General features: G+C 59.0%; 21 protein-coding genes. 7 read left to right on the plus strand and 14 right to left on the minus strand.

Annotated features, from left to right (window positions below; translation table 11 throughout):
• Positions 1–32 precede the first annotated feature (32 nt).
• Positions 33–1,307: an adenosylmethionine--8-amino-7-oxononanoate transaminase gene (gene bioA / locus D4A39_RS14180; protein WP_119918442.1), complete on the plus strand. Its 1,275-nt coding sequence runs from the start codon at positions 33–35 to the stop codon at positions 1,305–1,307.
• Between the two features lie 182 nt (positions 1,308–1,489).
• On the opposite strand, the gene D4A39_RS14185 is transcribed toward bioA, so the two are convergent.
• A complete protein-coding gene (locus tag D4A39_RS14185) occupies positions 1,490–2,203 on the minus strand; it encodes a nucleotide-binding protein (protein WP_035482158.1) in 714 nt (237 codons plus the stop codon).
• A gap of 199 nt (positions 2,204–2,402) precedes the next feature.
• Here D4A39_RS14185 and D4A39_RS14190 point away from each other — a divergent pair, with 199 nt between their 5' ends.
• Both D4A39_RS14190 and bamJ read left to right on the plus strand, forming a co-directional pair.
• Positions 2,403–2,741: a DUF4124 domain-containing protein gene (locus tag D4A39_RS14190; protein WP_022985396.1), complete on the plus strand. Its 339-nt coding sequence runs from the start codon at positions 2,403–2,405 to the stop codon at positions 2,739–2,741.
• Positions 2,742–2,757: 16 nt separating this feature from the next.
• Complete coding sequence (gene bamJ, locus D4A39_RS14195; RefSeq protein ID WP_119918443.1) at positions 2,758–3,471, plus strand: BamJ family beta-barrel-assembly machinery protein; 714 nt, start codon at positions 2,758–2,760, stop codon at positions 3,469–3,471.
• A gap of 75 nt (positions 3,472–3,546) precedes the next feature.
• Here the strand turns inward: bamJ and rsd are convergent, their stop codons facing one another.
• From rsd to D4A39_RS14245, 10 genes are all read right to left on the minus strand, one after another.
• Complete coding sequence (gene rsd / locus D4A39_RS14200) at positions 3,547–4,035, minus strand: sigma D regulator (protein ID WP_119918444.1); 489 nt, start codon at positions 4,033–4,035, stop codon at positions 3,547–3,549.
• Positions 4,036–4,284: 249 nt separating this feature from the next.
• Positions 4,285–5,016 carry an LrgB family protein gene (locus tag D4A39_RS14205; protein ID WP_022985393.1) on the minus strand — a complete coding sequence of 244 codons (732 nt, stop codon included), beginning with the start codon at positions 5,014–5,016 and terminating at the stop codon, positions 4,285–4,287.
• Positions 5,006–5,362: a CidA/LrgA family protein gene (locus D4A39_RS14210; RefSeq protein ID WP_022985392.1), complete on the minus strand. Its 357-nt coding sequence runs from the start codon at positions 5,360–5,362 to the stop codon at positions 5,006–5,008. The genes D4A39_RS14205 and D4A39_RS14210 overlap by 11 nt, the downstream gene beginning before the upstream one ends.
• A 7-nt stretch (positions 5,363–5,369) precedes the next feature.
• Positions 5,370–5,873: a disulfide bond formation protein B gene (locus D4A39_RS14215; RefSeq protein WP_022985391.1), complete on the minus strand. Its 504-nt coding sequence runs from the start codon at positions 5,871–5,873 to the stop codon at positions 5,370–5,372.
• A 173-nt stretch (positions 5,874–6,046) separates the two neighbouring features.
• On the minus strand, positions 6,047–6,241 hold the full coding sequence (gene rmf / locus D4A39_RS14220; RefSeq protein WP_022985390.1) for a ribosome modulation factor: 195 nt from the start codon (positions 6,239–6,241) through the stop codon (positions 6,047–6,049).
• 331 nt (positions 6,242–6,572) lie between these two features.
• Entirely contained in the window at positions 6,573–8,132 is a 1,560-nt protein-coding gene (gene gshA, locus D4A39_RS14225) for a glutamate--cysteine ligase (protein ID WP_022985389.1), read from the minus strand.
• A 115-nt stretch (positions 8,133–8,247) separates the two neighbouring features.
• Entirely contained in the window at positions 8,248–10,593 is a 2,346-nt protein-coding gene (locus D4A39_RS14230; RefSeq protein WP_119918445.1) for a Tex family protein, read from the minus strand.
• A 468-nt stretch (positions 10,594–11,061) separates the two neighbouring features.
• Entirely contained in the window at positions 11,062–11,424 is a 363-nt protein-coding gene (locus D4A39_RS14235; RefSeq protein WP_022984653.1) for a response regulator, read from the minus strand.
• A 166-nt stretch (positions 11,425–11,590) separates the two neighbouring features.
• On the minus strand, positions 11,591–15,199 hold the full coding sequence (locus tag D4A39_RS14240) for an efflux RND transporter permease subunit (RefSeq protein ID WP_119918446.1): 3,609 nt from the start codon (positions 15,197–15,199) through the stop codon (positions 11,591–11,593).
• Positions 15,196–16,503, minus strand: coding sequence for an efflux RND transporter periplasmic adaptor subunit (locus D4A39_RS14245; RefSeq protein WP_119918447.1), 1,308 nt, complete (start codon positions 16,501–16,503; stop codon positions 15,196–15,198). Before D4A39_RS14245 ends, D4A39_RS14240 begins: the two co-directional genes overlap by 4 nt.
• 245 nt (positions 16,504–16,748) lie before the next feature.
• On the opposite strand from D4A39_RS14245, the gene ompR reads away from it, so the two are divergent.
• The 3 genes from ompR to D4A39_RS17685 are packed head-to-tail and all read left to right on the plus strand — an operon-like array spanning position 16,749 to position 19,186.
• Positions 16,749–17,459 carry an osmolarity response regulator transcription factor OmpR gene (ompR, locus tag D4A39_RS14250; RefSeq protein ID WP_022984656.1) on the plus strand — a complete coding sequence of 237 codons (711 nt, stop codon included), beginning with the start codon at positions 16,749–16,751 and terminating at the stop codon, positions 17,457–17,459.
• 27 nt (positions 17,460–17,486) lie between these two features.
• Positions 17,487–18,803: an ATP-binding protein gene (locus D4A39_RS14255; protein ID WP_119918498.1), complete on the plus strand. Its 1,317-nt coding sequence runs from the start codon at positions 17,487–17,489 to the stop codon at positions 18,801–18,803.
• A gap of 11 nt (positions 18,804–18,814) precedes the next feature.
• Positions 18,815–19,186: a hypothetical protein gene (locus D4A39_RS17685; RefSeq protein WP_147393928.1), complete on the plus strand. Its 372-nt coding sequence runs from the start codon at positions 18,815–18,817 to the stop codon at positions 19,184–19,186.
• A 221-nt stretch (positions 19,187–19,407) separates the two neighbouring features.
• On the opposite strand, the gene D4A39_RS14265 is transcribed toward D4A39_RS17685, so the two are convergent.
• Positions 19,408–20,376 (minus strand): IS30 family transposase, encoded by a 969-nt coding sequence (locus D4A39_RS14265; RefSeq protein WP_119918449.1) that lies wholly within the window; start codon positions 20,374–20,376, stop codon positions 19,408–19,410.
• 145 nt (positions 20,377–20,521) lie between these two features.
• Here D4A39_RS14265 and D4A39_RS14270 point away from each other — a divergent pair, with 145 nt between their 5' ends.
• Positions 20,522–21,088, plus strand: a complete 567-nt coding sequence (locus D4A39_RS14270) for an outer membrane beta-barrel protein (protein ID WP_119918450.1) — start codon at positions 20,522–20,524, stop codon at positions 21,086–21,088.
• A 91-nt stretch (positions 21,089–21,179) separates the two neighbouring features.
• On the opposite strand, the gene D4A39_RS14275 is transcribed toward D4A39_RS14270, so the two are convergent.
• Together D4A39_RS14275 and D4A39_RS14280 are read right to left on the minus strand one after the other, a co-directional pair.
• The gene (locus D4A39_RS14275) at positions 21,180–23,141 is read right to left on the minus strand and encodes a CocE/NonD family hydrolase (protein ID WP_119918451.1); all 1,962 of its coding nucleotides are present in this window, start codon (positions 23,139–23,141) and stop codon (positions 21,180–21,182) included.
• A 116-nt stretch (positions 23,142–23,257) separates the two neighbouring features.
• Entirely contained in the window at positions 23,258–24,433 is a 1,176-nt protein-coding gene (locus D4A39_RS14280) for a PQQ-dependent sugar dehydrogenase (RefSeq protein WP_022984660.1), read from the minus strand.
• Positions 24,434–24,541 lie beyond the last annotated feature (108 nt).

Below are 24,541 nucleotides of genomic sequence, written 5' to 3' on the forward strand. Positions count from 1 at the left end.
TTCTTTTCCCTTGAGTTTCACCGGACTGCATCATGACCATCGACCTCGACTTTGACCGCGATCATCTCTGGCACCCCTACACCTCTACCTCCAAACCGCTGCCCACCTTTCCGGTGGCCAGTGCTCGCGGGGTACGGCTGACGCTGGAAGATGGTCGTGAGCTGGTGGATGGCATGTCGTCCTGGTGGGCGGCGGTGCATGGCTACAACCACCCGGTGCTTAACCAGGCTGCCAAAGACCAGATCGATCGCATGGCCCATGTCATGTTTGGTGGTCTGACCCATGAGCCTGCCGTCGAGCTCGGTAAGACCTTGGTGGCGCTCACCCCTGCGCCTTTGCAAAAGGTCTTTCTGGCAGACAGTGGTTCTGTGTCGGTTGAGGTTGCCATCAAGATGGCGTTGCAGTTCTGGCTGAGCCAGGGGCAAACCGGCAAGGACAAGTTGCTGGCGCTGCGTAACGGCTATCACGGCGATACCTTTGGGGCCATGGCTACCTGTGATCCGGTCAATGGCATGCATTCCCTGTTCAGTGGTGTGCTGGCAAAACACCACTTCGCTCCCGCCCCACAGAGCGCGTTCGAGGGCCCGTTGCAGGAAGAGGATGTGGCCGCAGTGCGCTCCGTGCTGGAACAACACAGTGGTGAGATTGCAGCCATTATTTTGGAACCGGTGGTACAGGGTGCCGGCGGCATGCGCATTTACCACCCCGGTTATCTGAAGGCCGTGCGTGCACTGTGTGATGAATTCGGCGTGCTGCTGATTTTCGATGAAATCGCCACCGGGTTTGGCCGTACCGGCAAGCTGTTTGCCATGGATCACGCGGATGTGTGCCCCGATATCCTCTGCCTGGGCAAGGCGATCACTGGGGGCTACATGACCCTGGCCGCAACGTTGTGCACCGACCGTGTGGCCGCGGGTATTTGCGATGGTGAGGCGGGCGTGTTGATGCATGGCCCTACTTTCATGGGCAACCCACTGGCCTGTGCGGTGGCCAACGCCAGCATCCAGTTGCTGCTGGATTCCGACTGGCAGCAGAAAGTGGCCGCCATTGAGCAGCAGCTAAAACAGGAGCTGCTGCCTCTGAAGGCGCTGGACAGTGTGGCAGACACACGGGTGCTGGGGGCCATCGGTGTGATGGAGATGCAAGAGCCAGTGGCCATGGAACAGGTGCAGCAACAGTTTGTGGAGCAGGGGGTATGGATTCGCCCGTTCGGCAAACTGGTCTACATCATGCCCCCGTTTGTCATCGAACCGGCAGACCTGAGCAAATTGACCGGCGCCATGCGGGACCTGGCAGAGCGCAGTTGAAAGTTCAAAGTTGAAGGTCCAAAAGCGTGAACCAAACATTCCACACGGGTGCCGTGCCGCAGCGCTACAAACAACCAGCAACGTCCGCGCACTCAATTGCCAGGGGGCATGGCGCGGCTCTAGTCTATGCCAGATAGCGCGATGGCCTGCTCGCGCTTTTAAACGTTGAACTTTCAACTCAACTACCGAAACCCCGGCATGGCCTGAATAAGATGACGCTGAACTTCCAGCCATTCGCCAATCAGGCGCCAGTGCTGGCGATCATCAAGATTACGGGACACTGCAGCATCCATGACGCCTTCGCCATGGCTCATGGCTTGCACATAAAGCTGTGTGTCCCGGAGGGTCACCAGATACGGAATCTTGAGGCTGGTCAGGAACTGACGCAGCGCAGCATACATCTTGGTACGGGTACGTGCCCGGTTGGCGACTACGGCCAGCCGGCGTGGCCGACGGCGATAGGTCGGGGTCAGCATGACGGTCTGAAGAAAGCGGGTAGTGGCACGAATGTCGATGGGGCTGGGCAGCACTGGTACCAACACGATCTGCGACAGCCGCAGCAAGTGGTCGAGTTCATGGGGGTCCAGCCCCGCAGGAGAATCGATGACGACCAGTTCACCGGCCTGATCCAGCTTTTGTTGCAGGCGGCCCAGAGACAGCGGCTCCGACACCGGCCACGACAGGCCATGAATATGGGCGCTCTTGCGCAGTTTCAGCCATTGAGTCGCCGATTGCTGGGGATCGAGATCAAGCAGGGTCACCGGACGGCCGAGTGCTTCGTAATAGCTGACCAAATTAGTGGCAATAGTGGTTTTTCCGCAGCCGCCCTTGCTATTGGCAACCAGTATAACGGTGCGTTTGACCGTGGTTACCGGGCTGTTATGTGCGCTATTCATGCGGTTGAGTGCCAAGATTTTCGTATGATTGTACCCGTCCTTGCGTTCCGGGCGACTGGCATCCCGGAAAACAGTGAATCCCCTCACATTTGTCACACTACCGCATCTGACTGAAAAGTGGTGTAAATTGTTGTGCCTCGGGGCATTGCTGCAGGGAACCTTGAGCGATTTCGCTGTCATAAATGGGAAGGAAATCGGGATGCGTTATTTTCTCATCATTGTTGCATTGATCGCTGCGCTGCTGGCAGCCTTGTTCACCATTCCGCTTGGGGGTGGCAAGCCGCTGCTTAACTGGCAGCACGTGCAGGAGAACTGGCAGCAACCTGATCGGATGTTTGGCAATGGGCTATCGCCCTGGATTGGACAATCCGGGGAAACCGAGCTGTACCGCTGGCGTGACCCGGAGGGAAACTGGCAGTATGGCCAGATTCCGCCACCGGGGGTGCATGCCGAAGCGGTTACCGTAAAAGATCCGAAGACCATCAGCGCTGAAGAGATGCGCGGTGGCAAGGGATTGGAACAGACACAACAACAGTAGGCCAATTGGAGGCAGAATGAAGAAATTGGGAATCGTACTGGCAGGCTCTGTACTGCTGGTCGCCTGTGGTCAGGACAAGGCCGAAATCAAGACTGACGACCAGAAAGCATCCTATGCACTGGGTTTCCGCAGTGCGGAACAGATGCGAAGCCTGGAGAATCTGGACCTGGATGCCATGGTTGCCGGCTTGCGCGATGGTTTCAAGGAAGGTGGCGAGTCCCGTTTGGGTGAGGAAGATCTGGATCAGCTGATTCGTGATTTCCAGGGCCGCATGATTGCCGCCGAGCAGAAGAAGATGGAAGAGAAAGCGGGCGCAAATCTGGAGGCCAGCGAGACCTTCCTGAAAGAGAACGGTGCCCGTGAAGGTGTGACGACCACCGACAGTGGCCTGCAGTATGAAGTGCTGGCTTCCGGTGAAGAAGGCGCTGCGTCCCCTACCCTGGAAGACACCGTGGAAGTGCATTACCACGGTACCCTGCCCGATGGCACGGTGTTCGACAGTTCTGTTGATCGCGGCCAGCCGGCCACCTTTGGTCTGCAGCACATCATCAAGGGCTGGCAGGAAGCGCTGCCGATGATGAAGGAAGGCGACAAGTGGAAGATCGTTGTGCCGCCGGCGCTGGGTTACGGTGAGCAAGGAGCCGGTGGTGACATCGGTCCGAACCAGGTGCTGATCTTCGAGATTGAGCTGCTGGACGTGAAAGGCGGTGAAGACGTTGCCGGCGAATAAGTGCCGCAGGTTTTCTTGCTGAAAAAGGGCGCCTTCGGGCGCCCTTTTTCATGCCGGGATTATTTTTGTGCGCGCCTAGTGCATCGCCTGCTTGAGAGGCGGTTCCTGCTGGTGGATGCTCAGTATCAACTGGTCTTCCAGGGAAAAACGTTCCTCCAGGGTCTCCATCAGGCGGCTGATGCGCTGCGGTAGTTCTGCTTTCAGCGTGGCGCAGGTGTCCGGGTTTTCAAAATCCGCGTTAAAAGCCAGGGCTTCGTCGGTGGAGCTGTCCAGCTGGCGAAGAATCTGGTGGGTCAACCCCGGGTTTTCGCGATGGAAATGGCGGGCCTCGTTGACCAACTCGCGATATACCTCGAAATAGCCTGCGCTGATGTAGTCCATCAGCAACTCACAAAAGTGCTGCAATTGTTGTTGGCGAGGCATGTCTGAACGGGACAGGCCACGGATGCCCTGCAGCGCACAAAGCAGCACGATCAATTGTTGGCGTTCGTCCAGCCACGCTTTCACCAGAGCTTCGATACGATGCCATTGAACCATTGCGTCAGAAGAAGATGACCTCGCCATTGTGTTCCCTCCCTAGTCAATGGCTGCGCGAATTTTGTCGTGGGGCTATCGAGACTAGGACGGAGGCAAACTCCGGTGCAAGGGCCAGAATGGGGCGCGCCGGGGCCGATGTCGGGATGAACGGTAAAAGCGTTGCGGGCTCAATGGCTTGCTGATAAAGACGGATTTGTCATAACGGCGGCCCTTTTTGTGCCGCCGGCATCACACTGTGTGTCGCCCGCAGAGGGGTGAAGAAGGACGGGGGGCAGATTACTGGCCCAGCCACTGGGCAACCCAGGGCCATATCCAGGGTAAAGCCATGGCGGTGACCAGGCCGCACAGGCCCAGGGCAAGGCCGGCAAAGGCGCCGGCTTTTTCGCCGTATTCAAAGGCGCGGGCGGTGCCGATGGCGTGCGCCACCAGCCCGAGAGCAAAGCCCTTGATGCGTTGGTCGTTTACTTTTAGCAGCCGGAAGATCGGGCCGGCGGTCAGCGCGCCCACAATCCCGGTGATGGCCACCGCGCCGGCTGCCAGTGAGACATATCCTCCGGTGGATTTGACCACTTCTACCGCGATGGGGGTGGTGATCGATTTTGGCGCCAGCGAGCCCACCACTTCTGCCGGTGCGCCCAGCCACCAGGCCAGACCGACGGCAATGGCAGCGGAAATGGCGGCACCTATCAGGGTAGCCACCACGATGGGGGTCAGCACGCTGCGAACGGCGTGCAGCTGACGGTACAGAGGCCAGGCCAGGGCCACGGTGGCCGGACCCAGCAGGAACGCGATCAGGCGGGTTTGATCGCGGTATTCCTCATAATCCACCCCAACCAGAGGGAGCACGATAATGACCGGGATAGAGGCCACCAGGAACGGGTGAAACACTGGCAGGCTGTTGCTCTTGCCATAGACCCACAAGGCGAACCGGTAGCTGGCCAGCGTCAGCAGGATCCCGAACAGTGGGGTATGCGCCAGTGCCGCCAGGTTATCCAGTTCAGGGCTCATGGGGCTCTCCGGCCTTGCTCATGAGCTTTTTCAGCATCAGGGTCACCAGCAGCATGCTGAGGATGGTGCCAATCACCACGGCCACGGCCAGAGCCACAGCGTAGTCTTCGTAGCGGTGCCACTGCAGCACAATACCAACCCCCAGAGGGAAGATCAGCAGACTGATGTGCTTGATCAGGGCGCCGGCCGCGGGGGCGACCCGCTGGGTGAAGGGGGTATTGAGCAGCAATGCGACCAGCAACAGCACCATGCCCACGACGGAGGCGGGCAGGGGGATGCCGGTCAGGCGAATCAGGATTTCTCCCAGAAACTGGAAGAACAGCAGGATCAGCAGGCCATCGATCATTGGCAGATCAACGCGGCAGCGGGCGGAAAATCTGGATCAGGGCAAGCAGCAGCAAGCCGGAGAAGACCACCAGTGACCAGGCCGGCAGGCTTAGCCCCATGAAGGCCCAGTCCATCTCGGCACATTCCCCGGACCCGGCCAGTACTTGCTGGATCACGTTCTGCATTGGGAATACATCCATCATGTATTCCAGGCCCGGCCCACAGGCAGGGACTTCATCTGCAGGCAGGCTTTGCAGCCAGATATGACGAATGGCCACTGCGCCACCGCCGATGGCCGCGAGGGCAGTCAGCAGCCCGTAGAGGCGTACCCCGATGCGTTTGGGGCCATGCAGCGAGGCAACCAGCAACACCAGGGCGGCGGCCATGACGCCAACACGCTGGAAAATGCACAGCGGGCAGGGTTCGAGGCCGTCTACATGTTGCAGGTACAAGGCACCTGCCATGGCGGCAATACAGCCCAGAAGGGCAAGGAAATTCAGCAGACGAGGAGCAGGAATCACAGCAGACATGGCAAGCTCTATCGAACAGGGGTGGCGGAAGGGTAGGCAAAAGCACCTGTGGCGGCAAGGGTGGAGCGACCACAGGGGTCAGACCGGTGGCAGAGGGTAAGGTTCCTCCCGGGCGTCAGCGTCGGGTGTCTGCCCGCCTGAAGCTGGGTAAGAAAAGGGGAGGTCGGTCTGGATCAGGCCTGTTGTGCCTGCTGGTTTTTCAGGTTGCGGTCGTGCCAGGCATCAATGCCGGCTTCCCAGCCCTGAAACCACCATTCGGCCAGTGGTTCGTCTGCACTATAGGGGCAACGATTACTGTCGCCGCCGCCCATGCCCCACATGCAGCCCTGATTATAGGCTTTCTCGCACTGCTCCCGATTCGGGGTCATGCCATTCTCCCGGTTGATTCCTGTGAGACAGGGGTGCCTCTGCATAACGCCTTGTGTGCTCAGGCTGGAACAGCCAAGGGGCGCGGCCTGAAGCGTGCAAGACGTTATTCAGAAGTACCCTAGCACTGTGGTGCAAATTGCATAGGGATAGAGTGCGCATTTTTGTTGAAAAAGTGCGCAGTCGTGCAACGGTTTGTACCTTTTGTCCGCTTGCCGCTTCCTTGGGGGAAAGGCGTTTCACCACAGGGGGGCACAGAGTCCGCAGAGGCGACCTGAGACAGGTTTTCCTTGGTGACCACTGTGCCCTCTGTGGTATGCGGGCCAGGATGATTTAGCGGAAGTAATCCGCCAGATAGTCGGCGAAAGGCGGCTCGTTCACCGCTTCCCATGCCTTCTGTTCGGTAAGACTTTGCGCGGCCAGGGTTTCCAGGCGCGTGTTGGTGTCGTCACAACGCTGGCGGGACAGGAAGTGGTCGCGGTGGGCCAGGGCCTGGTTCATGGCGAACTGGAAGAAGCTTTGCTCACGGGATTCCAGTTTTTCCATGATCTGGGCAGAGGGTGTGGCATCCGGGGTGCGGACTTTTTCCTGCTGGCGGGCCAGAGCATTGGCGTAGTTGTTGCCGCCGTGGGCGCGATCAAACAGCTCAGCGATAGGCTGCATCTGTTCCAGTTTTTCGCTGGCCCATTCCTCGAAGGAGATGGATTTGCCCCAGTTGTTCAGGGCAATAGAGGTATCGCGGCCGTTGTAGACCACCTGGCGAAGGTTGTCCTTGCTGGCGTTGAGGTCGCACTTCTCCAGAAGGGGCGATTCGCGCAACAGGCAGTAGGTGGCGAACAGATCAAGAAAACGGATCTCCTGCTGATTGATGCCCACCGGCTCGAACGGGTTCAGATCCAGCGCACGGATTTCAATGTATTCAACGCCGCGTTTCTGCAGGGCAGTGGTAGGGCGCTCGCCCTTGTTGATGGTGCGCTTGGGGCGAATCGAGGAGTAGTACTCGTTTTCGATCTGCAGGATGTTGGCATTGAGCTGCTGGTACTGGCCTGCGGCATCCAGCACGCCGATTTTCTCGTAGGCGGGCTCAGGTGTCTTGATGGCATGGGTCAGTGATTGCACATACTCATCGAGGTTGTTGTAGCTGATGGCCAGGGAGGACTGGGCATTGTTCTGGTAGCCCAGATCGCTCATCCGCAGGCTGGTGGCATGGGGCTTGAACAGGGTGTGGTCGAAGGTGTCGAGCTGGTGCTCGCGACCGGCCAGAAACGACTTGCACAGTGCCGGTGAAGCGCCGAACAGGTAGACCAGTAGCCAAGAGTAACGCTGGAAATTGCGGGTCAGATCGAAGTAGCGTCGCGAGATGTACTCCTGCAATGGTGCGCTGTCGCCTTCCAGTACCTGGTTCAGTTTCCAGAACTCTTCCGGGTAGGAAAAGTTGTAGTGGATGCCGGCGATGGTTTGCATCTTGCGGCCATAACGGTGGCCAAGCCCTTCACGGTAGACGGTCTTCATGCGACCCACATTGGAGCTGCCGTATTGCGCCACCGGCACATCATTGTCCTTGCTGATCATGCAAGGCATGGAATTGACCCACAGCACTTCGTCACCGATGTGGCTGTACACATAGCGGTGGAGTTGTTCCAGGAACTCCAGCGGTTTGTGCAGCTCGGTGGTGGCTGGGGTGATGAACTCCAGCAGGGCTTCCGAGTAGTCGGTGGTGATGTAGGGGTGGGTCAGGGCGGAGCCCAGCGCCTGTGGGTGAGGAGTCTGGGCAAGGGTGCCATCGGTGGTAATGCGCAGGCTTTCCTTTTCGATGCCGCGACGAATGCCGGCCAGGGTGGCGGCGGCATCGGAATCCAGCAGGGCTCGGATACGTTGTTCAAGTTTGGCCATAACAGGCAGTTCCGTTCTCGATATCCGGGTGGCACGGGGCGCATTGGGCCCCTGCCTACGGGATTGTGGCCCTACCATGCATGGTCAGGGCGACAATCACCAGCGGTTGGCGGGACTATTTTCCCTTCTTTTCGGCCATGGCATTGGCGAGCAGCTGGCCAAAGGAGCCGGTGCCCTTGTTGCCCTGCGGGTTGCCCTGGCCGCGGTTACCGCCCTGGCGCTGGCCACGGGGGCCATTGTTGCCTTTGCGGGGGGCGCCGCCATTGCGTGCAGGGGTGGCCCCTTTTTCGGCGGGCTGGTCGTCCATGCGCATGGTCAGGCTGATGCGTTTGCGATCCAGGTCCACGTCCATCACCTTGACCTTGACGATGTCGCCGGGCTTCACCACATCGTGGGGATCCTCCACGAACTTGTCGGACAGGGCCGACACGTGCACCAGACCATCCTGATGAACACCGATATCGACAAAGGCGCCGAAGTTGGTCACGTTGGTTACCGTGCCTTCCAGAATCATGGATGGCTTCAGGTCCTTGAGGGTTTCGACCCCTTCCTTGAAGACCGCTGCCTTGAATTCCGGGCGCGGGTCGCGGCCGGGTTTTTCCAGCTCGCTGAGGATGTCGGTCACGGTGGGCAGCCCGAAATTGTCGTCGGTAAAATCCACTGCGTTGACCTTCTTCAGGAAGGGCGCATCGCCGATCAGTTCCTTCAGCGGGCGGCCATGTTTTTCGGCGATCTTTTCGACCACCGGGTAGGCTTCCGGGTGAACGGAAGAGCCATCCAGCGGGTTTGCGCCGTCCATGATGCGCAGGAAGCCGGCGGCTTGTTCAAAGGTCTTGTCGCCCAGACGCGGTACCTGTTTCAGATCGACACGGGAGCCAAAGGCGCCGTTCTTTTCCCGGTAGGAGACGATGTTGCCGGCAATGGTGGCATTCAGGCCGGCAATGCGTGCCAGCAGCGGGGCGCTGGCAGTGTTCACGTCTACCCCCACCGAGTTCACACAGTCTTCCACCACGGCGTCCAGCGAGCGGGACAGTTTGACCTGGCTGACGTCGTGCTGGTACTGGCCCACCCCGATGGCTTTCGGGTCGATTTTCACCAGCTCGGCCAGCGGGTCTTGCAGACGGCGGGCGATGGAGACTGCGCCGCGGAAGGATACGTCCAGATCGGGGAATTCGCGGGCCGCGGTTTCTGAAGCAGAGTACACCGAGGCGCCGGCTTCGGAGACCATGATCTTCTGGATGTTGCCCTTGCTGGCCTTGACCACTTCACCGGCCAGTTTGTCGGTTTCGCGGCTGGCGGTGCCGTTGCCCACGGCGATCAGTTCCACCTTGTGCTTCAGGCACAGGGCCGCGAGTACTGACAGGGACTGGTCCCACTGGTTTTTTGGCTGGTGCGGGAAGATGGTGGTGTGTTCCAGCAGTTTGCCGGTGGCGTCCACAACCACGACTTTGACCCCGGTACGCAGGCCGGGATCGAGACCCATGGTGCATTTGGGGCCGGCGGGGGAAGCCATCAGCAGGCTCTTCAGGTTACGGGCGAAGACCTGTATGGCTTCTTCTTCACCGAGCTCGCGTACGCGGCCCAGCAGTTCGGTTTCCAGGTGGGTGTTGAGCTTGATCTTCCAGGTCCAGCGCATCACTTCCTTGAGCCAGTCATCGGCGGCGCGGCCTTGATGGCTCCAGCCGGATACGGCGGTGACCATGGCTTCACAGGGATGAGGGACGGCCGTTTCCAGCTCTTCTGGCAGCACCATGGAGACATGCAGGATGCTCTCGTTGCGGCCACGGAACAGGGCCAGGGCCCGGTGGCTGGGGATATCCTTCAGGGCTTCGCTGTGATCGAAGTAGTCGCTGAATTTGGCGCCGTCCTTCTCTTTGCCATCTGCCAGCTTGGACTGAATCTGTGCCTTGTCCCAGAGGTAGGTACGCAGGCGGGTCAGTAGCTCGGCGTTTTCGGCGAAACGCTCCATGAGGATCTGCTTGGCGCCGTCCAGGGCATCCTTGGCGGTGGCGATCTTGTGCTCTTCATTCAGGTAGCCAGCGGCCAGCGCCTCGGGCTCTTGGGTGGGATCGTCCAGCAGGGTGTCGGCCAGGGGTTCCAGGCCGGCCTCGCGGGCAATCTGGGCGCGGGTGCGGCGCTTGGGCTTGTAGGGCAGGTAAAGGTCTTCCAGGCGTGTCTTGGTGTCGGCTGCCTTGATGGCCTTTTCCAGTTCCGGGGTGAGCTTGTCCTGCTCGGCGATGCTCTTGAGGATGGCGTCGCGTCGCTCTTCCATCTCTCGCAGGTAGCGCAGGCGTTCTTCCAGATTCCGCAGCTGGGTGTCGTCCAGGCCGCCGGTGACTTCTTTCCGGTAACGGGCAATAAAGGGGACGGTGGCACCTTCGTCGAGCAGGGCGACGGCAGCGTGGACTTGCCGCTCCTGACAGGAGAGTTCTTCAGCAATGATCTGTTCAATACTACGCATGGACTATTCCTTGATGGCCTGGCCGGTCACGCTGGGGCAGGCACGCTTTTAAAACAAAACGACCGGAATCATAGGGAATGATTCCGGTCGTTGATAGATTGACTTGTAAAAGTGGCTGTGGCTTGGATTCAGCGGCTCACGGGGGTTAGGAGCCTCTGAATAGCACCTTGCATGCTCAGCGTGTCCTGAAGCGTGCAGTTGTTGTGTCTTGTCTCGACGGTAAGGGTGGTTCCCTTTCCTGGAGGCAAGGCGCAGCAGATGTGCGCTTCCAGGCCGCGCCTTTATGCTCGTCAGGGTACGTAGGGTCTTCCAGGCAGGCCGGCACTCGTTGTTGCGCTTCTTTCGAAGGCGAAGAGCCGATGGATGGACATGCACCTTCAAAATCGCGCCCCTCTTTACCTTTTGACCCAGTAAGAGGGGCGAACCAGCCGGAAAGACTGAGCACGCAAGGCGTTATACCGAGGTTCCTTAGCCCAGTGCCTTGTTGATCATGGCCACCAGTTCGGCTTCCACCGGGGGTTTGACCACATAGCCAAAGGCGCCCTGGCGTTCGCCCCAGACCTTGTCGGTTTCCTGATCCTTGGTGGTCACCAGAATGACCGGGATGTTTTCGGTGCTGGGATCGCGGGTGATCTTCCGGGTGGCCTGGAAGCCGTTAAGCTCAGGCATGACCACATCCATCAGGATCAGGTCGGGTTTTTCCTGGCGGGCGATTTCGACCCCTTCCATACCGTTGCTGGCGGTGACGACTTCATGGCCCTGGCCCTGGACAATCTTGACCAGGTTGGTCAGTTGGGTCGGGGAGTCGTCCACCACAAGAATTTTTGCCATCTCTTGCTCTCCTCAATGCCGACGTATTTTACGGTCCGGGTCGGCCCAATTCTGTTTTTTTATGTGTGTAATTCTATCAATCCCGCATCATAGCAGTCATCGGGATAAAGGTAAGCTGTCGAATTCTGGCACTCAGGTGACGCAGAATGTCGCTCACGGGCCGTGGTTAGCGGGTCAGCGTGTGTGCGCTGCGCCGGGTCCAGAACAGCAGTGGCAGCAACACCAGGGCAATCCACAGTGTCGTTTTCGCCTGTCCCCAGAAGGCCAGCGCCAGACGGTTGCCTTCCGGTCCGGCCAGCGGTGCCACCATGGCCATCAGCAGGCCCCCTGCCACCACTGTGAGCAGCCAGCGTGCGGCGCTGTATGGTGCCTGTCTCTTGCGACGCAATAACTGCCACAGGAATATCGCCCCAAGACCGGTCATCAGCGCCCACAGGATCCCGACAGGAATGGCCAGCGCGAGAGGCCCGGATCTGGCGGTTTCCAGTAGCACCGGTAACTTGCCCAGTATCATCAATAACAGCAAGGGGGCGAAGATCATCACCCACCAGAGGTGCCCTCCAAGCCCTTGCGGACCGGGTTGCTGGCGGTAGTGAACCGGATCAAAACGCCACACCTGTTGGGCCAGATGCCCCCAGTTGGCCGGAGCCAGTCGTTGGCCCATGCCACGGAAATGATCCCGTTGTTCCTCGATGATCATCAGCATGGCGGGGACAACCAGAAGGATGAGGGCGGTGCCGAAAAACAGGCCGAAAACGATGCTCACGGCCATGGGTTTAAGAAATTGTGCCTGCAGGGAGGTCTCGAAGAGCATGGGGGTCAGGCCGGCAACGGTGGTAATGGAGGTCAGCAGGACTGCCCGCAAGCGCCTTACGCAGGCTTCCACGATTGCCTGGAAGCGCTCCATGCCCTCGGCGACCAGTTGTTGATAAAAGCTCACCAGAACGATGGAGTCGTTGACGATAATGCCCGACAGGCCGAACAGGCCCATGGCGGAAAACATGGAGAAATGAATGCCAAAGGGGGCGACGAAAAGGTGGCCAATCACTGCCCCGGTGAGCCCGAAGAAAATGGCCGTCATGATCGCCAGTGGCCACGAATAGGAGCTGAATACCCAGGCCAGCACGATGTAGATAATGGCTAGGCCAAGGAGTGCACCGGTCGCCATATCACGCAGGTTGTCGGCCTGTTCCTGCAGTTTGCCTTCGTAACCGATGCCGATACCGTATTTGGCCTGAAGCTCCGGCAGAATGCCGTTGTTGAGCGAGGCTATGATCTCATTGGCATTGCCCTGCTCCGGGTCCAGGTCGGCGTAAATCGTCACCGCCAGTTCGCCGTTCACCCGGCGCAGCAGGTCTACTCCCTGACGGGCTTCGAAGTGCACCACGTCGCGCAGGGGGATTGCTTCGCCCTGGGGGGTGATCACGGGCAGCCGCTCGATAGCACTGAAGTGACGGCGTTCGCTATCCGGCAGCATGACCCGGACTTCGATTTCATTGTCTTCTTCGTTATAAAGTTGCGCGAGGCTGCCATCAAAGGCCGCCCGTAACTGGCTGGCGACATCATTGAGAGTCAGTCCCAGTGCGCGCCCCTGGGGGGTGAGCTGGAACGTCAATTGTTCCTTGCCGTAGGGCAGGTCGTCGTCCACGTTGCTGACCCCGGAAAACGTCAGCAAACGTTCCTGTAGTTGCAGTGAGGCTTCCTTGAGAATGGGGGCGTCTGAGCCGGTCAGCTTGACCTCGATAGGCTTCCCGGGAGGGCCCGCTTCCGGTTGCGAAATGCTGAGTTGGTCCAGGCCAGGCGGCAGGGAGAGCTTGTCACGCCAGGTCTTGATCAGGGTCTCGTTGCTAATGTCACGGTCGGCACCGACATACACTTCCACGACCAGGGTGCCATATTCGTCGCCGAACTTGTCCTGCCTGCCCCCGGGGTTGGGGAAGCCCGCTGCAGCACCATGGTGGCTGATAACCGTCTGTACCAGATGTCCCCCCAGTTCTTCGTTGGCTTCATCCAGTTTCTGTTCCAGTTGTTTGAGGAACTGGTCGACCTGCTTGCGATCAGTGCCGGAGGAGAATTCCACCACGGCGCGCAATTGATCTCCGTCGACATTGGGGAAAAAGGTGAATTTGAGCCAGCCGGTGGATACCACGGTTAGAGCCAGCACAAACGCGCAGATCGCGGAAACGGTTACCAGATGACGGTTGCGGATGGCCCATTCCACCAGTGGGCGAAAGCGTTCTTCGCGTAACCGGTCGAAGCCGTCGTCGATGCGCTTGCGCATGCCGCTGGCCTTGATCTGTACGCCACGGAAGCTGTGGTGAAGATGGCCGGGCAGGACCAGAAAACATTCCAGCAACGAAGCCATAATGACGCAGATCATCACGAAGGGTACGTCAAAGGCGATCTTGCCCATGGCGCCGCTCATCATTCCCAGGGGCAGGAAGGCGGCGATGGTGGTGGTGCTGGAGGCGACTACGGGCCAGAACATGCGGCGGGCACCGCCCAGGGCTGCACGGGTGGCGGATTCGCCCTGCTGTAGGTGCGTCAGGGTATCCTCGCCTACCACAATGGCATCGTCGACAATGATCCCCAGGGCCAGGATCAGCCCGAACAGGCTGATCATGTTGATGGTGCCGCCAAACAGCCAGACCAGACCCAGCGTGGCCATGAACGAAACCGGAATACCCAGCATGACCCACCAGGCAACCCTGGCATTGAGGAAAAAATAGAGGGTGGCGACGACCAGTAACAGTCCCGAAATGCCGTTCCAGAGCAGGGTGGAAATCCGTTCTTCCACCAATTTCCATGCCTCGAAATAGAACGTCATCTTCACCCCTTCCGGGAGGGTGTGCTGGTACTGATCGCCCCACTCATGCACCTTTTCCGCCAAATCAAGCATGTCGCCGTCTTCGCCACGCATAACCTGCAGCTCGATGGCCGGATTGCCGCGATATGTCAGGGTTGCCTGGTCATCTCGCGGCCGACGCTCGATGATCGCCACGTCTCCCAAGGAGAGCTGCTGGCCATTTGCGGTGGTGAGCAGGGGTAGCCCGGCAAAGGTTTTTTCGTCTCGACGTTGGCCCAATGCCCGAAGCTGCTTGGCGGCATCATCCCGGCCAATGGTGCCGGCGGGAGTATCCTGGCTGAAATTGCGAACCCTGCTGCTGATGTCGCCCAGGGTCATGCGCAGATCGTGAAGGGTGCTGGCCGGTATCTGGATTGCCATTTCTTCTTCGGGCAGGCCGATGAACTCGACCTTTCCGATCCCCTGGGCCAGCAGTTCGTCTTCCATCTTGCGCACCAGTGGGCGCAATTCTTCGAGAGTGCCATTCTGGGTGGAGACCAGAATCGAGGTGACCAGTGAGTAGTTGGTTATTTTCTGGATGACGGGACGTTCAGCGTCCTGGGGCAGGTTGCGTACCGAGTCGATGCGTTGGCGGACATCATCCAGTGCGAGCCCCAGATCGGTACCGTCTTCCAGCTCGATGAACAGCAGGGACATGCCTTGCTGTGAACGGGCGATGAGCTTCTTGGTGTTGGGCAGTGTCCGAATGGCTTGCTCTACCGGGATGGTAATGGAGCGTTGCACGTCTTCCGGACTGGCTCCCCGCCAGGGGATAGAGACAGAAATAAAATCGAATTCGAAATTGGGAAACAACTGGGTGTTGAGCCGCATTAGTCCCAGGCCACCGAGTAGCAGCATCAGGATCATGAGCAAATTGGCGGCAACCTTGTGTTCGGTGAAGCTGGCAATCAGACCGCGAGATTCGCTCACTGTCCTTCTCCTGCTGGGTCACTTTCTTCCGGAGCAAGAGAGGGGGTGTCGGCATTGCTGCCGGGGGCTGGCTGTGGCTCCACAGACAGGCCCACGATGGCCTGGGGAAGCTGTGTGATCATCACGCGTTCCCCGCCATGGAGTTCGGGCGCCTTGAGCAGTAACAGTGACTGCCCGCTGTCCATGGCTTCACCCACAATGGTGGCCGGAGTGCGTTGCAGACGATTGTCGTTGTCGATGAGGTAAAGCCGGTTCAGCCCATAGAGCGCCGTCGCGGGCAGGGCCAGCAAATTCTCTCTGGCTGGCAGGGTGAGGGTAATGGTGATGGGCCTGCCCAGCGCTGCAGACGGGACGCCACCGGTAAATTCAAACAGGCCATCGATGCCTCCCCGGGCGTCAGCGGCGTCACCGGCGAGACGTTTCAGCTTGAGTGGCAGGGTGCGGCCTTCCAGTATGGTGCTGGCGGTCAATACGCCCTGCAGCAACCCGTCGCGAACGGCGGGAAGGTGTCGCTCGGGAATCTGCGCGCGCACTTCCAGTTCGGTGTCGGCAAACAGGCTTATCAGGAGTTCTCCGGGGCGCACCCGCTCGCCGGGGGCCACGGCCACATTGGTAATCGTGCCGTCGAAGGGGGCTATCACGCGGGTGCGAGCGAGATCCATCTCGGCTTGTTTGAGTTGGGCTTCTGCACTGGCAAGGCGCGCTTCCATTCGGGCCAGTTCATTGCGGTAATCGCTGACGCTGAGTTGACGCTGGGCAAGTGACAGATCCGCGCGGGCCTTGGCTTCTTCTGCTTCATCCAGTTGGATTTGAGAAACCAGTTTCTTGCCGCGCAATGACGCCAGTCGCTCCAGGTTGTTGGCAGCCAGTTGTGCCAGCTTTTGTTCCAGCGCCAGGTTTTCCTTGTCGCTGTTGAAGCGCAATCGAGTGGTTTGCAGCTGGGCTTTGGCCTCATCGCGGCTGGCTTTGGCTCGGTCGCGGGCGAGGGCGGTCTCGGTGTCGTCCAACTGGATCAGCAGCTCACCCTCGCTGACGCGATTGCCTGAGCGTACCGGGATGTCGGCAACATTGGCCGTTACCACGGCGGTCAGGCTGGCGGCACGCGGGGACTGGACGCGGCCAAACAGTTGTATCTGCGGGGAGCGGGAAGCGGGGTCTGCCAACACAAAACGCACCCGGTCGTAGTGCTGCGGGGTGTCACGGGTATCGGCTGCCGGTTTGAATACCGACAGAAGCAGGATGGTGACCAAAGTGCCAATGATGACACGGGGAACCGGTGGAATCTGTTTCAGGCGCTCGCGCAAGGTGAATCCCTTATCGATAATGATTCTCAGGTGGCGTACTGTAACGACTTCTTCGAGGGGCGCCTAGAGCGTGTCGCGCGGCTTGCCCATGATCCATCATCCCGCCACGGCAATGTTTTTATACAATCTGGTCAGGCCATTTTCTTGCACGTTCACTGCATAATGCGTAAATCAGACCCTGAATTTCCTGAAAATAGCTGATTTCAATGCCTGCGCCAGTATCGGCGGGGCAACCGGGAGGACCTGTGAGCGACCAACAAGACAAGATCCTCGTTGTGGATGACGATGCGCGCCTGCGCAGCCTGCTGCAACGGTTCCTTGAAGAAGCCGGTTATGCCGTCAAGGCAGTGGGCGATGCTGAACAAATGGATCGCGCCCTGTCCCGTGAAATCTATTCGTTGATGGTACTGGATTTGATGTTGCCGGGCGAAGACGGCTTGTCGATTTGTCGACGCCTTCGGGAGGCAGAGAACGCCATGCCCATCATCATGCTTACCGCCAAGGGGGATGATGCCGAGCGTATTGAAGGGCTCGATGCCGGGGCGGACGATTATCTCCCCAAGCCATTCAATCCGCGTGAGCTGGATGCGCGTATCCGTGCGGTGCTGCGTCGTCATATTCGTGAAGTGCCGGGGGCGCCGAGCAAGGAAGAGGGACGAGTGGCCTTCGGACCCTGGGAGCTGGATCTGGCTAACCGTACTCTCGCCCGGGAAGGTGACCCGCAGGGGCTGACTACCGGCGAATTCGCCGTGCTCAAGGCATTGGTACAGAATCCCCGCGAACCCCTTACCCGTGACAAGCTCATGAGCCTGGCGCGGGGGCGAGAATGGTCGGCCATGGAGCGCTCCATTGACGTTCAGGTTTCCCGTCTGCGTCGCCTGTTGGAGGACGATCCCTCCAAGCCCCGTTATATCCAGACCGTCTGGGGGGTGGGCTATGTGTTTGTCCCCGATTAATGTCCGCGAGCGTTGCTGCGAGAGATGATGACATTTTACCCCCGCACCGCCTTCGTCCGTTCTGCCATTGTGGTCGGACTGGTGATCGGTATCAGTCAGGCGCTCACATTGTGGTTCTTCGCCCGCAACGCCTACCTGCCCGGAATCCGTGAGTATGCCAGGCTAACGGTTCTGCAGGCTGAGCTGGCTTTCAGTGCCGACGGGCAGGACGACAATCGTCTGGCTGGTCGCCTGGCCAATGCCACCAGGATCGAAGTGGCAAAACCGAAGAACCTGCATGAGGGCACTATGCTGCTATCGCAGCCAGTGGTCAGCCGTTTTCGCGAAGAACTGGAAGAGCGCCTCAACGAAACGGTTACGGTCAGGCTGGAAGACAGTCGCCAGCCGGTGCTCTGGGTCAGCGCTCCTTCGTTTGAGGGGCGCTGGCTGCGGGTGCCGATGGAGTTCTTTCGCGACTATGATCGCTACCTGTTACTGGGCTGGGGGGTGACCGTGCCGCTGCTGGCCATCATTGGTGGCTTGCTGATCGCACGGGGGCTCAACCTGCCACTGCGGCGTCTCGCCCGCGTTGCATTGAAAGTGGGACGTGGAGAAGCTGTGCCGGTGCTCGATACCACCATTGGCCCGGAAGAAATCCAGGCCGTAAATGCGGCCTTCAACCGCATGACCAGTGATTTGCAGCAGGCTCAGCGCGACCGTGCGCTGCTGCTGGCCGGGGTGTCCCATGATCTGCGCACACCACTTACCCGGCTGCGATTGTCAGCAGAGTTCATGCAGGATGACGAGCTGGCCAAAGGCATCATTGAGGATATCGAGGACATGGATGCCATCCTCGACCAGTTTATTGCCTTTATCCGCGACGGCGCGGATGAAACCCCGGATTTCGAGAACCTCAACGGGCTGATCCAGGAAGTGGCGGGGAAATACCCGGCAGAGCAGCTGCGTTTTCAGTTGGATGACCTGCCGCGCATGATGCTCAAGCGCCTGACGGTGAAGCGCATGCTGGCCAACCTGATCGGTAATGCGCTCAAGTATGGCGCGTCGCCTGTGGAAATCCGCACTGCGGTGGAAGACAACGTGGTGGTGCTGACCTTGCGGGATCACGGCAAAGGCGTGAAGGAAGAGGATATCCCGTTATTGCTGCAGCCCTTTTCTCGCGGGGAGAAGGCCCGCACGCTCAGTGGTAGCGGCCTGGGGCTGGCCATCGTCAAGCGTATTGTGGACATGCACCACGGCGAAATGAGTCTTGCCAATCATCCCCACGGTGGTTTGCTGGTGACGGTACGCTTCCCGGTAACAGGCCAGTTCGTGCAGCCAGAGTCGTTGTCTGCCGGGGTACGGTAAGGGGAGGCCGGGTGCCCGGCTTCGGGCGGCCTGCACTGTTACCTGTTGGAAATGATTTGTTCTGTTTTGTTGAGTGTGATGCTTTTCACAGTTTGTGCCGTTCAAGCGGCGCATTCTCGGTATCAATGAAGTCCATTCGTGGTGGAATTTCAACCGGAAACCCGGAGAAATCGACCGCTTGGCCTGTAGCCGCAGGCAAGGGATTGTGTTTACACGCGGCACTGCACATAAATGCTATCAAGAATTACGACAACGGCCTGAAAACAATGTATTACAAGCTGGCCGAGAGCGAACAAAAGGACTTGGGAGAGCTCATTATGACCTGTCTGGCTAGCGGGGAAATGCCCCGTATTGTTTTCATACCCCCTACAAATTTCCGCTGATTCCATCATGCAGGTTCTGCCACTGCTGGCCGTTCCGTGACGTGTTGTGAATGCCGATAACCTGCTGCCCCCTGGCACAGGTCGTTGGGCCGCACCTTTGTGCGGCCTTTTTTTTGTCTTTCGCTGGCGGCGTCGCCTTTTTTTCCTTTTCAATTACAGACTTTTACCGAATTTTTCGAAGCTTTTATGAACCTCGGTTTCAAGTAATAACCGCAATCCATTTACGCGGCGAGTAAATCATCTCGCCGCCCCATAAATAATTCGTTTGGCGACCGGCCACCTCGGGTTGCTCTTGGTCTACTGTTCAATCTGTCCATGACAAATTGAACCTGTGCATCCGTTACCTCGCTGAAGTCTGTACCCTTGGGAAAGTACTGGCGGATAAGGCCGTTAGTGTTTTCATTAATTCCTCGTTCCCACGAGGCATACGGATGGGCGAAATACACATCCGCTGCCAGTCCTTTTGCAATTTCCTCATGCCCGGCAAATTCCAACCCGTTGTCGAAAGTGATCGTTTTGACCTTGCCCTTGATTGACGACATATGAGACACCGCTGCATCGGCCAGCAAATCGGCTTTCTTCCCTGTCAGTCGCACGATCACTGTGTACAAGGTCTTGCGCTCAACCATCGTCAACAACGCCCCTTTGCGCCCTTTGCCGATGACCGTGTCACCTTCCCAGTCGCCGACTCGGTTGCCCCGATCAACCACCGCAGGGCGCTCATCAATGCTCACGCTGTTCTTGATCTTCCCACGCCGATCATTGCTGCCGTAACGCTTGCGGTAGGGCTTTGATGCGACCCGAAGGTGTGTGTACAAGTCTCCGCCATTGGCCTTGTCAGCATAGATCAGTTGATAGATCGTCTCATGGTGCAGCGATACGATTTTGCGCCTTCTTAGATAATCACCAACTTGCTGGGGGCTCAGTTCCTGACGGATCAAGATTTCTATCTTGTTTCGCACCTCATCGGTGACTTTCCTGGCTTTGCCGGCCTCATTCCGCCTAGCATCCGTCATCTTCTGCGCCTGACCTGGCCGATAGCCCCTTAGCCCGTTGTTGCGGCGCAGCTCCCGGCTGATCGTAGAAGGGTGGCGCTCCAGCTTCTCTGCAATATCGACTTGTGAGTAGCCTGCTTTTTTCAGGATATAAATCTGGTATAGTTCGTTTTCGGTGAGCTGGTTGTAGCTCATCAGTGCTTTTCTCTTGGTCGGGAGAGGCGCGAACTCTACCAGCTGGCCTCTCTCTTACCAATTGCACTTATTATCCGAAACCGCCAACCTCGAGTGACAGTGCTCTACCCTGTTAGTCGATGTTGAATAATCAGGGAGTTAGACAATGAAAAAAGTGATACCGCTGGCGCTGATCGCGCTGCATGCCCCGGCCTTTGCCGAGGATACCTACACTCAGGATGGCTACTTTGGTTTCCACTACAGCATGTTGAACCAGGAAACGGACGGGGATGACATTGAGCCAGCCGGGTTGCAGACCCGTTTCGGGGTACAGGTAAATCCCTACGTCGCCCTTGAGGGGCGGCTGGGTTACGGTATCGATGACGACTCTCTGGAAGAGGGAGCGGCTTCGGTCACAGTGGATCCGGAATGGCTGGTGGGAGCCTACGTGAAGGTAGGGCTGGACCGTCGCCAACCCGTGGCACCTTATGTGCTGCTCGGGCATTCCAGTGCCCAGGCAGAGATCACCACTGAAGTCACGACCAGCTCACTGCTGGGGTCCACCACATTCCGTGAGACCGAAGAGGTGACCGCCAGTGATCCGTCCTACGGTGCGGGTGTGGACATCAATCTCAGTGACACCGCTGCGCTCTATGCCGAGTGGGTGCAGCTGGATGATGACGATGATTTTGATCTCACCACCATTAACCTGGGCTTCATCAGTCGCTTCTAGGTAAATATCCGGGCCGCGTTGTCTCGCGGCCCAGCCGGGGAGTGGCTTCAGCCACTCCCTTTCTCCTTTCCGCGTTACGAACGGTTTGCCGTTACTGTGCCTCAGCCACTGGAACCAGTGGGATATTGACCCGTGAGGGCAGGGTTGGGGTGCTGTAGATGGTAAGTGCGCCGAGCAGACTGGCCAGCAGATCGGGTAGCGGGCTGATGCCATGGGGCAGATCACTGGCACCCACACTGACACGCAGTCGCTCCCCTGCCGCGATCACGGCACTGGTGGGGAGAACCTCCACGTCCGCGAGGAATGGCTCGAGGGGGGTGATGGGACGTTGACTGGCTTCACTGTAGGGGTGCCAGGGCTGGATCAGTGTGTCATCCAGATAGCGGGCCCGTTCCGGATCGTTAGCGCTCATGGATGCCATCTGAATGCCATGGGTCAGTGGGCGGGCGATACCGTTTTCATCCACGCGGCTGATGCGCACGGTGACGTTCGTGTCGAATGCGGTGGTGGATGCCCAGATCTGTCCGGTGATCGGACCATTGATGACCATGGGTTCGGTGAGCGGAGCGCTGGTGTAGACCGCCTCCAACAGGTTCACCACATTGTCCTGTTCGGCACAGGGTGGAGTGATCATGCCCAGTACACCCGCGGTCCACTGGCTGGCGCTGGCAGAGCACAGGCCGTTAAGGGGTGTTTGCAGCAGTGAGGTTTGGTAGCTGGCAGCGGGGGGCTGCTGGGTAATCGTGCCCAGCTGCGGCAAGAGGGGTTTGCCATGCAGGTAGAAGGTCTGCGCATGGGCCTCCGGGTGTGGCCAGTCGGCCGCAGTCTGGTAACGCTCGGCGCCTTTGTAGAACTGGGTGACGGGAGGGTAGTCCTCGGCACCGGTGTCCATGCCCTTGAGGTAGTGGTCGAACCAGGCCAGCCGAATGCTGGCAAGATCCGGCACCCCGTCCGCGGGCAGCCCTTCACCAAAGGAGCCTTGCAGATGGGTCCAGGGGCCAATCAGCAGCTTGGCATTGGTGTGATCCTTGAGTCCTTCATAAATCAGTGGTTCGCCCCGTTGAAAAATGTCGTGCAGGCCGCCCACGACAAAAGTGGGTGCACGGATCTGGTCGACCTTCTCAAGGGGGGAGCGGATGCGCCAGAACTCGGTGTCGAACTTGTTCTCATCACCTATCACGGCTCCGGCCACCACGGGCAGTTGAAAATCAAGCAGCGCCCCCTGCAAATGCTGGAGTAGCGTGGTGAGGCTGTAGCCGGGGTCGTTATTGTCAAAGCCCACCGGTGTCGGGATCAGGCTCAGCCCTGTCACCAGGGTTACCCAAAGCGGGATAAAACCGGCATTGACCTGTCCGCCGCTGAATACCACATCACGGTAGGCGTCTCCCATGGGAACAACCGCGAAAATGGCCTTCACTGCCGGGTCGGCTGTGGCGCCAGCCAGCAGGCCAGTAATCCCCATATAGGAAGCACCGTTCATGGCAATGCTGCCGTTACTCCAGGGCTGCATCTTGATGTACTGCACCAGCTCGGCAATGTCATCGTGATCAATCTGGCTGAAGGCCTGCCAGCTGCCTTCCGACGCGCCAGTGCCGCGCATGTCTACCGTAATGTAAGCGTAGCCGCGCTGTACCAGTGCGGTATCGGCAAATGCGCCTGCTGAGTAAAACTGGTTGTACCCGGTAAAGGTGGCGATGACCGGAAACGGACCCACGGCCGGATTGCCATTTTCGTCCGCAGGAAGGGTCACGGTTGCGGCCAGACGAATACCGTCACGCAGGGTTATGAGCTGTTGGGGCAGATTCGCTGTGCCGGGGTAGTCGGCATCACGTTGATAGGCTTGCGGCCATGTCAGGTTAACCTCATCAGACGGTGCCGCTGGCGTTGGCGGAGCATTGCCAGTGGGGGTGTCGGTGGGGGTGCCCTGCGCAGGGGCGCGGGCCGTGCTGGAGGAGCGATTGCTATCTTCCCCTCCACAGGCGGTCAGCTGCAGTGAAACGGCAAGACAGGTAGCCACGAGCCAGTGACTGGCTCGAAAAGACGAAACGTGCATGGTCCTTTCCTGTTCCGAATCTGAATCTGTCGATTCAGGTTGTTATATGAATGCTCGGATAACAGGGAACAGGATAGTTGGCACCTCAGTGCAACTCTGTTTGTCGCTGGTGCCTCTCAGTCACGGAACCCATGGGTTTTGTGACCGAGTGTTAAGGCCTGCTTCGCTGGGTCGACTCTCAGCAGTTTGCCGTTGTCGCTGTCGGTAAGCAGGTACAGGTAGCCGTCAGGACCCGCGCGAACGTCGCGAATGCGTTCGTTGCGGCCTTCCAGTACTCGCATTTCCCGGCGCGGTTGATTGCCGTCGAACTCGACCAGATTCAGGTGGGTGAGTTTCAGCGCTCCGCTGGCCACATTGCCCTGCCAGTGTGGATAGCGATCGCTGATGATGAATGCCATGCCCGCGGGCGCAATGGAGGGTGTCCAGTGCAGCAGCGGTTGCGCCATGCCGGTTTGCTCGGTTTTACCAATGCTGGGGCCGTAATATTCTCGCCCGTAGGTAATCACTGGCCAGCCGTAATTAACGCCGGGTTCCGGTGCGTTGATCTCATCACCGCCACGGGGCCCGTGTTCGTTTAACCAGGGTTTGCCGGTGCCGGGATGGAGCGCCAGCCCTTGTGGATTGCGGTGCCCCCAACTCCAGATTTCCGTGGCCTTGCCGTCTTGGCCTGCCAGCGGGTTGTCGGCAGGAATCCGGCCGTCGTCGTGCAGTCGCAGAAGACTGCCGGCGGGGTCATGGGTATCTTGTGCACGCTCGCGCTCACCACGATCACCGATGGTTAAAAACAGGTAGCCATCGTTATCAAACAGGATGCGGCCGCCAAAATGCTTGGCCGTATTGGTGCAGGACTTTTCTGCCACATAGATATCCTGAAACTCTTTCAGGGTGCCCGCGTCATAGATGCCGTAACCCACGGCGGTGGTGCCACCGCCATCGCCGCAGGGTTTGGCATAGCTCAGGTACAGGCGCTGGTTATCGGAAAAGTCCGGGTGCGGGAGCACATCGAACAGTCCGCCCTGGCCCACGGCGACCACCTCAGGCACGCCTTCTACGGGGGCGTCCTGCAAGGTGCCGGACAGCACCCGACGTAATGTGCCGCGCCGCTCGGTAATGAGCCACTCGCTCTCGGAGACAAAGCCAAGCGACCACGGATGATGGAGGCCATTGCTGATTTCGGTGGCGGTGACGCTATCGTCGCGTTGTGCTTCCAGAGTAGCGGCCGTGTCGGCGCAGGCTGTCACGGCCAGACTGGCCAGCAGGGTGGTGAGAAGCGGGGCGGGGGTGAGGCGCATGACAGACTCCGAATCGAATGTGATTCAAAGAATGCCATGCGTCTGTGACAGATAAAACCTCGGAAAGGCAGCCCTCACCACGCCTTGGCCCGTGATCATCATGCCGGG

It is taken from the genome of Alcanivorax profundi, from assembly GCF_003597125.1.
GTDB lineage: Bacteria > Pseudomonadota > Gammaproteobacteria > Pseudomonadales > Alcanivoracaceae > Alcanivorax > Alcanivorax profundi.